This window comes from Streptomyces sp. ActVer (assembly GCF_027270795.1).
Classification (GTDB): domain Bacteria; phylum Actinomycetota; class Actinomycetes; order Streptomycetales; family Streptomycetaceae; genus Streptomyces; species Streptomyces umbrinus_A.
Genome location: NZ_JAPWHT010000512.1, coordinates 1 through 6,998 on the forward strand (window position 1 = coordinate 1; position 6,998 = coordinate 6,998).

6 protein-coding genes are annotated in these 6,998 nt (G+C 71.1%); 3 read left to right on the top strand and 3 right to left on the bottom strand.

What is annotated here, in order from left to right; genetic code table 11:
* A partial coding sequence (locus O3Q52_RS45830) for an ATP-binding protein (RefSeq protein WP_269654413.1) occupies positions 1 to 1,269 on the bottom strand: 1,269 nt, incomplete at its 3' end.
* A gap of 382 nt (positions 1,270 to 1,651) precedes the next feature.
* On the opposite strand from O3Q52_RS45830, the gene O3Q52_RS45835 reads away from it, so the two are divergent.
* On the top strand, positions 1,652 to 2,608 hold the full coding sequence (locus O3Q52_RS45835; RefSeq protein WP_269654414.1) for an AraC family transcriptional regulator: 957 nt from the start codon (positions 1,652 to 1,654) through the stop codon (positions 2,606 to 2,608).
* 554 nt (positions 2,609 to 3,162) lie between these two features.
* Here O3Q52_RS45835 and O3Q52_RS45840 read toward each other — a convergent pair.
* Positions 3,163 to 4,164 carry a Ku protein gene (locus O3Q52_RS45840; RefSeq protein ID WP_269654415.1) on the bottom strand — a complete coding sequence of 334 codons (1,002 nt, stop codon included), beginning with the start codon at positions 4,162 to 4,164 and terminating at the stop codon, positions 3,163 to 3,165.
* 71 nt (positions 4,165 to 4,235) lie between these two features.
* Between O3Q52_RS45840 and ligD the strand changes: the two genes are divergently transcribed.
* Both ligD and O3Q52_RS45850 read left to right on the top strand, forming a co-directional pair.
* Positions 4,236 to 5,117, top strand: coding sequence for a non-homologous end-joining DNA ligase (gene ligD / locus O3Q52_RS45845; protein ID WP_269654416.1), 882 nt, complete (start codon positions 4,236 to 4,238; stop codon positions 5,115 to 5,117).
* Between the two features lie 65 nt (positions 5,118 to 5,182).
* Positions 5,183 to 6,484, top strand: a complete 1,302-nt coding sequence (locus tag O3Q52_RS45850) for a vanadium-dependent haloperoxidase (protein WP_269654417.1) — start codon at positions 5,183 to 5,185, stop codon at positions 6,482 to 6,484.
* 37 nt (positions 6,485 to 6,521) lie between these two features.
* On the opposite strand, the gene O3Q52_RS45855 is transcribed toward O3Q52_RS45850, so the two are convergent.
* Positions 6,522 to 6,998, bottom strand: a 477-nt coding sequence (locus O3Q52_RS45855) for a nuclease-related domain-containing protein (protein ID WP_269654418.1), incomplete at its 5' end; no start/stop codon positions are given.

Sequence of the window (6,998 nt, forward strand, 5' to 3'; positions counted from 1 at the left end):
CGTGGCGGCCGCGGACGCCGCCTCCGCGGGCAGCGGCAGCCCGGCGGACCGGCCGGGCACCGGCTCGTCGGCGGAGGCGGAAGGAGACACGGAGGCGGAGCCGGAGGACGACGCGAGCGCCGCTTCGGACGCATCGGCGGACACGGGCGTACGACCGGCGGGCTCGGTGGTACGGGCGGACTCGGTCGTACGGGCCGACGCGGCCGGCGTACGGGAGGAGGCGGCGCGGGCGGGCGGTGCGGTCACGGGCGGCAGCTCCTCCGCGGTGTCCCGGTGCGTGAGCAGGGCGGACGGCAGGAACACGACGGCACGGACGCCTCCGTACGGGGAGCGGGTGTCGGCGGAGACGCTGAACCCGTAACGCGCGGCGAGCACGCCGATGACGGCGAACCCGAACTGGGGCGGGTCGTCGAGCCGGGTGACGTCCACCGCGTGCCGTCCGGACAGCAGGGCGGCGGCCCGCTCGGTCGCGTGGGCGTCCATGCCGACCCCCGCGTCGTCGATGATCACGCAGGCGCCGTTGTGCACGGACTGGACGTTGACCTCGACCTTGGTGTTGGGCTGCGAGTGACGGGCCGCGTTGTCGAGCAGCTCGGCGATGGTGAGCACGACCGGCTCGACGGCCCGGCTCTCGACGGCGATGTCGGCCTGGCCGTGGATCTGTACGCGCCGGTAGTCACGGATGCGGGAGGTGGCACCGCGGACGACCTCGATCAGCGCGGACGTGGAGCGCTGGCGGCCCGGCCAGGATCCGCACAGTACGGCGATGGCCTGGGCGCGGCGGCCGAACTGGGCGTTGGCGTGGTCGATTTCGAGCAGGTCGCGCAGCACGTCGGGGCGGTCGTGGCGGTCCTGCATGTCGGAGATGGCGACCTGCTGCTCGTTGGCCAGCGCCTGGATCGAGCGCATCGACGACTTCAGGGCGGCCTTCGCGGACTGGTCGGCGCGGGCCTGGGCGTGCTCCACGGCGGTGGCGAACCGCTCCAGGACGTGGTCGAGGGACTTCGCGAAGCCGCTGCCGGAGAGGCGGGCGTCGAGCAGGCCCACGCCGGCGAGCGGCTGCTGGGGGCCGCGGTCCTCAAGCGCGGGGAGGCGTACGGCGACCAGGTGCCGTACCTCGTCCTCCCGGGTGCGCACGTCCTCGGCCAGCTCGGTGGTGCGTCGGCGCAGCCGCGCGGTGATCCCCCGCTGGCGCACCAGCAGCACGGTGACGGCGAGCAGGCCGACGGCCACGCACCAGAACACCGCCTCCGGTATCTGTTCCTTCATGAAGTCCTCGAAGTTCTCAAAGGCGGAGAGGTTGGTGATTGAGGGGTGGGTGTGGCGAGTGGAGTGAGTGTGGTGGGTGTGAGCGATGAGGGGCGTGGGGAGGTGGGGGACGCGGCGCCCGACGGTAGTCGCGAGCGGGCGCGCGCACTTTCCCGCGCGCGCAAGGAAGTTGCCGTGAGGCGCACCGTCGTACGCGGGGCGCACGGATGGCTTCGCACGCCACTGAGTACGTGCGGGTGCCGTCCGCCACTCACATGTTCCGCTCGGACCACACAAACGGAATGTGTGCACTACGCTTACGAGCCGTAACTGCCGTGGCCAGAGGGCCAGTTGATCAGGCACGTCGGCTACGGCCGGGCACACTCTGGGCGGAGGAAGCGCATTGCCCGCGGGAACCTACATCGTGGAGTCGCAGACGACCGGCGAAGTGGATCCGCGTGAGCGGACCGACTTCTGGAGCGAGCATGTCGGGTCCTACCAGACCCGGATGGACTTCAGATACGCGAGCCCCGAGACGTTCCGCGGCGAGATGATCCGGCAGGGCACCGACACGTACCAGATCGTCGACTGGAGTTGCGACAAGATCGAGTACGTCCGTACGCCGCGGCTCGTGCGGCAGGAGCCCGATCCCGACTACCGGTTCCTGCTCCCGCTCTCCGGGGAGCTGGTGCTGCGGCAGGACGACCAGGAGGCACGGCTCACGCCCGGTGCGGGGAGTCTCATGACGCTCGGGGCGCCGTTCCAGTTGCTGCACGACGCGTCGTTGCGGGGGATCATCTTCTCCATACCGGCCCGTGAGATCGACGGGCCGCTGAACCGGAAGTCGCCCTTGGCGACCGGTATCGATCTGACGAACGGGCTGGGGCGGGTCGTCGGCGCGATGATCGAGAGCCTGTCGGCGGAGCGGGACAGTCTGACGACGACCGAGTTCAACGCCGTGTCCGACCGGATCGTCGAGCTGCTGTGCATGATCACTGTCGGGGACGACCGGCCCGACTCGTCCGGGCATCTGACGGAGGTCGAGGCGGTGGTACGCCGTCATGTGCGGGAGCACGCGGCGGATCCCGGGCTCACCGGGACGTCGATGGCGCGGGCGCTCGGGTGGTCGTTGCGGCAGATTCAGCTGGCGTTGCAGCGGGTGGGGACCACGCCGCGGGAGTTGATCCGTGAGGAGCGGTTGCGGCTTGTGCGGGATCGGCTTCAGTGCGGGGAGTGTGAGCACATGACGATCACGGATCTGGCGTATGCGTCGGGGTTCTCGTCGGCGAGCGCGTTGAGCACGGCGTTCAAGCAGCGGTTCGGGGTCAGTCCTCGGGAGATGCGGCATGGGGTGCGCTGAGGGTTGTTTGTCTGCCTGCGGGTTGGGTGTGGCTGGTCGCGCCGTTCCCCGCGCCCCTAAAAGATTGCGCAGTTCCCCGCGCCCCTGGGTGGTTGGGGGTTCGGCTCGTCTGTCAGGTGCGGGGCCGCGTCGGGATGTCCGTCCGCAGCGGAGGACGAACCGCCCGTTGCCGCACGGTGACCCCACCCCAGTCTCTTCGTAAGCTGCGGCCACACATCCCGCCACGTCCCCTCCGGCCGGTGCCCCGTAGGGGCGCGGGAAACTGCGCGAGCAACCGGAACGGACCGGCACGTACTGATCCGGCCTAGGCACCGGCGTCCTTAGGGGCGCGGGGAACTGCGCGAGCAACCACGACGGACCGGCACGCCGTGATCCCACCTAGGCACCGGCGTCCTTAGGGGCGCGGGGAACTGCGCGAGCAACCACGACGGACCGGCACGTGGCGAACCGGCCCAGGCCACCGGCTTTCAGGGGCGCGGGGAACTGCGCGACCAGCCGGAACGGGCCCGCAGCCGCCACACCATCCCAATCCCCCACCCACCCCCGGCGGCCTGTCAGGCCGAGGCCCGCTTGCGAGGGGGTGTCTTCTTGGCCGGGGCCTTCTTCGTGGCTGTTTTCTTCGTGGCGTCCGCCGTCGTTTTCTTGGTTGCCGCCGTTTTCTTGGCGGCAGTCTTCTTGGCCGCCGGCTTCTTGGCGGACGCCGGCTTGGGGGAGGCCTTGCGGGCGGGGCCCTTGCGGAGGGGCTTGACGTCGGCGGCGGAGTCGGCGGCGTCCTCGCCACGGGCCACCTTGGCCTGCCGCACGCTGCTTTCGAGCGCGGCCATGAGGTCGATGACCTTGCCACCGCCCTTCTCGCCGGAGGGCGCGACCGGCACCTTCTCGCCGGAGGCCTTCGCCGCGATGAGTTCCTCGACGGCCTCGCGATAGTCGTCGTGGAGGTCGTTGAGGTCGACCTCGCCAAGGGTGTCCATCAACGCGTCCGCGAGATCGAGCTCCTTGTCCCGCACGGTGACACTGGAGTCGGGCGCGACACTCTCGGGCGTACGGATCTCGTCCGGCCACAGCAGCCCGTGCATCGCGATGACGTCGTCGACGACCCGCAGCATCCCGAGCCGCTCACGCCCACGCAGGGCGAACTTCGCGATGGCGACCTTCTGGCTGCGCTTCAGCGCCTCCCGCAGCAACGTGTACGGCTTGGCCGCCGGCACCCCGTTCGCCGCCAGGTAGTACGCCGTGTCCATCTGGAGCGGATCGATCCGGTCGGCCGGCACGAAGGCCACGATCTCGATCGTCCGGGCGGTCGGAATGGGCAGGGACGCCAGGTCCTCGTCCGTGATCGGGATGATCGACCCGTCCGCGTCCTCGTACCCCTTGCCGATCTCCGGCGACGACACCTCGCGCTCCTCCAGCTCGCACACCTTGCGGTAGCGGATGCGGCCGCCGTCCTCCAGATGGATCTGGCGGAAGGAGATGGAGTGGCTCTCGGTGGCGTTCACGAGCTTGATCGGGATGCTGACCAGGCCGAAGGAGATGGCGCCGTTCCATATGGATCGCACGTGCAGCACCTTTCCGATCGGTTGAGGGTGAGATCTGATGTTTCAGGATGAAATCGTGGGATTGTCATCCTATGACGCCGATCACCGAGGTGGAGGGGCGACGGCTCGCGCTGAGCAATCTGGAGAAGGTCCTCCATCCGGCGACCGGCTTCACCAAGGGCGAGCTGCTGCACTACTACGCGACGACCGCCGAGGTCCTGCTGCCCCACCTCCGCGACCGGCCGCTGTCCTTCCTGCGCTACCCGGACGGGCCCGACGGCCAGGTCTTCTTCGCCAAGAACGTGCCGCCGGGTACGCCCGAGTGGGTCACCACGGCCGAGGTGCCGAGGTCGGAGGGACCGGCCCGCATGGTGCTGGTCCAGGACCTCGCGAGCCTCGTGTGGGCGGCGAACCTGGTGACCGAGTTCCACACGCCCCAGTGGCTGATCGACGCGCCGGGCGAGGCCGACCGGCTGGTCTTCGACCTCGACCCGGGGGCGCCCGCGACCGTCGTCGAGTGCTGCGAGGTGGCGATCTGGCTGCGGGAGCGGCTCGCGGCGGACGGGATCGAGGCGTACGCCAAGACGTCGGGGTCCAAGGGGCTGCATCTGCTGGCGGCGCTGCAACCGACGCCCTCCGGCCGGACGACGGAGTACGCCAAGGAGCTCGCGATGGAGGCGGAGAAGGTGCTGCCGCGGCTCGTCGTGCACCGGATGACGCGCAGCCTGCGGCCCGGCAAGGTCTTCGTCGACTGGAGCCAGAACGCGGCCCGGAAGACGACCGCGACCCCCTACACCCTGCGGGCCCGGGCCGAGCCGACGGTGTCGGCGCCGGTCACGTGGGCCGAGGTCGAGGAGTGCCGGTCCGCCCGCCTTCTCACCTTCCTCGCCCCAGAGATCGCGCCGCGGCTTCGGGACCACGGCGACCTGCTGGCCCCGCTGCTCGACCCGCGCCACGCGGGCCCGCTGCCCTGAGCGCGGCGGGCCGAAGGCGGGACTCACACCGAAGACGAGGGGGGACCTCACAACAAAGGAGCACCATGCAAGCACCACCGCCCGCCCGTACCGTCCGCCGCTCACTCGTCGTCGGGCTGACGGCTCTCGCCCTCGGCGCCCTGCCCTGGGCACCCACGGCCGCCACGGCATCCCCGGACCGGGCCTCGGCACGGGTGCCGGGTGCCGAGGTGATCACCGACTGGAGCGAGACCACCGCCGCCGTGGTCAGCGTGGACGCCGGGCGCCCGACGGCCGAACCGTTCCTCTGGTACGGCTTCGTCTCGGCCGCCGTCTACAACGCGGTCGTCGGCATCGAGGGCCGCTACACCCCGTACAAGTGGCACGTACGCGGTCCTCGCGGCGCCTCCTCCGAGGCGGCCGCGGCGACGGCCGCCCGCCGGGTCCTGCTGACGTACTTCCCCGCCTCGAAGGCCCGGATCGACACCGCCTACACCGCGTCGCTCGCGAGGATCCCCGACGGAAAGGCCGAGGACCGGGGCGTCCGCTTCGGGGAGCGCGCCGCCGCGCGGATCGTCGAGCTGCGTGAGAACGACGGGCGCGACAACCCGGTGACGTACGACAAGGAGCCCGCCCCCGGCGTCTGGCGCCCGACCCCGCCCGGCTTCAGGCCCTTCGTGAACCCGTGGCTCGGGAAGCTGCGGCCGATGCTCTTCGACTCGCCGGACCGGTTCATGCCCGGGCCGCCGCCCGCGCTGACGTCGAAGAGGTACGCCCGGGACTTCGCCGAGGTGAAGTCGATGGGCGCGAGGAACAGCCCGGGGCGGACGGCCCGGCAGACGGAGACCGCGCGCTTCTTCTCCGACCCCCTGCCGCAGCAGCTCCAGGCCGCCTACCGCGACCACACGGCACGGCACGGACTGGACATCGTCGAGGCGGCCCGGTTGTTCGCCGCCGCCAACACGGCCAGTGCCGACGCGACGATCACCACGTGGAACTCCAAGTTCACCCACGCCCTGTGGCGTCCGATCACCGCGATCCGGCTGGCCGACACCGACGGCAACCCCGCCACCGAGGCCGACCCGTCCTGGGAGCCGCTGCTCACCACACCCCCGTACCCGGAGTACATCGGCGGCCACTGCGCCAACGACGGGGCCGTCATGGCCGTACTGGACCGGCTGACCGGCGGTGACATCGACCTTCGCGTCTCGTCGGCGGTGACGGGCACCACCCGTACGTACACGAGGTCCGCCGACTACAACCGTGACGTGATCAACGCCCGGATCTGGAGCGGGATCCACTTCCGCACCGCCGACGTCCTCGGCAACCGGATCGGCCGGCACATCGGCAACTGGGCACTCGACCGCTACTTCACACCGCTGCCCTGATCACGTGGTTCGAGCCGCCGCGCCGGTCGTGGGGCCCTCACACCCGCGTCCACGTGTGCCGGTCGCGGGCCATCGCGTGCAGAGCCTCGACGTCCGCCGGTTTGAGGGTTCCGCCGAGGCGGGTCAGCGTCGGGAGGTCCGTGTCGGTGAGCACGCGGGCCTCCCGCAGGGGGGCGGTGATGTCGAGGGTGGAGGGCGCGAAGACGGCCAGGACCGGGCGGACCTCCGCGGTCAGGGCGTACGAGGCCCGGTCGGCGTCGGCGCGTACGGCGCGGAGCAGCGGATGCGGCTCGCGGCGGCCCACCGTGACCATCGGGTCGGCCACCAGGACCCGCTGTTTGCGGGCGTAGAGGGCACGTACGGCGAAGAGGCCGCCGGGGCCGATGACGAGATGGTGGATGCGGTCGCCGCCCGGGAGCGGGACCGAGTGCAGGGTGTGCCAGCCCGCCCCGTCCAGGCGGTCCAGGGCCTCCCCCACCGCCTGTTCCGCCGCGAGCGCGCGACGGCGTGGATC